The following is a 2,342-nucleotide window of genomic DNA, read 5'->3' as shown; positions in this document are numbered from 1 at the left end:
TCACGAATTCTTCTGAAATCTAAACTTCTTTCGTTTTGGTATTTTCAAGGATTCTATCAAAAAATGTGAGAAACCTCCTGAGGTAATACAATGTCACCATGGACAATCCATTTCCGACCAAAGCGTTGTTGGCATCATTCCATTCGGGCCGCTGTGTGTTCATCCAAATACCACCCTCAGGTACAAAATTTGACATCTTTGCCAATACCGTAGCTAAAATCTTCTCAACAAAATTGACATGATAGATTGAACCTTGTCTATCCTGAAGCAAGGCGCTGTCAGCCCCTAGCCATAGCCAACGTTCCTTGATCTTATTATCTAGTTCATGATCAAAATCTATGGTGTCTTTTGGGTTTTTTAAGATCTCTTCGTAGCACTTTATTTTATAAGGTACATTGGCATAGACAAAGTCCTGCCGGTCAAAATAGCTTTCTAACCTTCCCGGATAATGGTTTTCAATGAATTCGAGGAACTTCAACAAATAGATGATTTGATGGTCGCCCCAATAACCGATATAGGACCAAGGGTCATCCGGCTCTATCCTTTCCCAATCAATACCATTCTTGGTAACCCGATAAGGATTATACCCATCGAAGGTGGAAGCATTGAGAAACTTGAAAATCATTCCTTCTATGAACTCAGGGTAGGAGTGGACCAATGCCTCCCAATTCTGAAAAATATCTCTCCAATTTCCCTGGTAATCAAGAATTTTTGATCCGTCAGTTTCATTGTAGGTGTTGATGGAAAACTGATTCCAAGGTCTGCTTGGATCTCCATGTCTTCGGCTGAATTTTAAAGGTAAATACTCTACGCTAAGCCTTCTAAAATCTTTATTTTCTGAACTGAATATCAATTCATTAAATCTCCTGAGTGAAAGCTGTAGTGGAAGGTTTTCACTTACTTTTTGCCAGTAGGCTAAAACTTGTTTATTTGTCTTGGAAAAATAATCAGTGATGTCATTTTTGTCAAGTCTGTAGTTGTTGTCAAAAATTCCACCCCGCATGATGTTAAATAATGAGTTGGCAAAATGTCGGGTATCTCTTAGTGTATCATTGGTCAATTGTAAACCATCAGCTGCGGCATTTAATTGAATCAACTGTCTTGTTCCCGCTTCAATATCTTTTTTAAGTTTTTGCTCTAATTGTTTGTCATTTTTGATGCTATTGGCGATCTCAATGACCTGAGATACACTGTTATTCACATTGGCCACGATTAGCCACTCTTTTTCTTTACCCGCCGAAAGGGAAATATCGCTATTCACAAAGTAAGCTCCCTTTTCAGCTTTGACGTCCGTCTCTTCATGGATTGGAAGGCCTTTTCTGAAATTATCGAGTTGTAAGCTAGAAAGCAGATGCTTGGGGTTCTTTAAACCAAGCGACCATACGATATTTGCCTTTAATGCCTCGCTTGGTTCAGGCTTATCCACAATTATTACACTGAGGGCAAAAATTCCAATACCGCTTTCTTTGTCAAGTTCATTGCGCTTGTAGGCATCTACGAGATTACTGACTTGATTTTGTACTGTGCTGCTTACTCCGCAAGGCACAATGTTTTGAATCCCATCAAGTACGGAAACATCAACCTGAGTTGGATTATGATTGATTAGTTTGCTCTTTTTGACAAAACCATAGACGTGACTTGTGCTCCATTGATATTGGAATGTCATATTCAGGTCGGAGTTGACCTCTTCGAAAATTATCGAATTGCCATAGGAATTTTTATATAGGTTTCGCTGTATGCTGTACTTACCCGAGTTTCTGATGGAAAAAGGCTCCCAAAGCATGGATTGGCCATCCCGCTTTACCAAAAAAATTGATTTCGATCCTGTAATGTCAGTAGACTCGGTGATCTTGTCATCAGTATAATAGGGAAACAAAGCATGGTCTGAGTTTTTCCTTCCTGCACTTAATCCACCATTGCTACTGATAAACATCCAATGATTTGAGCTGCTGAGGATACTCATGAAGAATGGCTGCATTTTATCGACATTCAGGATTTCAAAGTAAAGCTCATTGCCGATCTTAACCTTTTTCAGTTTTGTCAATTCCTGTACATTTGTTGTCTCTTGCGGTGGTTTTGGAATACTGCCTGTACTCATACATACTTGGCTTATTTTTAAAGTCTGCTAAAGGTTTTTGGGAAAGCAAAAGGAACACATGTCGAAATCATTCTGACAAAATGCACGATTAGGCCCTAACACGAAGATAGAAGTATTTTATAAATAGCAAAAGGATAGATCAAACAAGCAGATTTGGAATTGGGAGATAGCAAAGTCCTTGTAATTCCAGTTACCAAATTGAGTCCATTGAAAGATTATAGCAGACCGAAGTCAAAGTAGGTTT

At 38.8% G+C, this 2,342-nt stretch carries 1 protein-coding gene; it reads right to left on the bottom strand.

Translation table 11 applies throughout. The features are described from left to right. Positions 1 to 19: 19 nt before the first annotated feature. Positions 20 to 2,098 (bottom strand): hypothetical protein, encoded by a 2,079-nt coding sequence (locus tag ACZFYI_RS19210; protein WP_462525735.1) that lies wholly within the window; start codon positions 2,096 to 2,098, stop codon positions 20 to 22. Between the last annotated feature and the right edge of the window lie 244 nt (positions 2,099 to 2,342).

The sequence above is a fragment of the Aquiflexum sp. genome (assembly GCF_977115555.1).
Note: the sequence above shows the minus strand (reverse complement) of the source record. Positions and strands in the feature narration are given on the sequence as shown.

Coding starts and splice junctions, on each gene's coding strand:
- ACZFYI_RS19210 (WP_462525735.1), bottom strand. CDS start 2,098: ATGAGTACAGGCAGTATTCCAAAACCACCGCAAGAGACAACAAATGTA.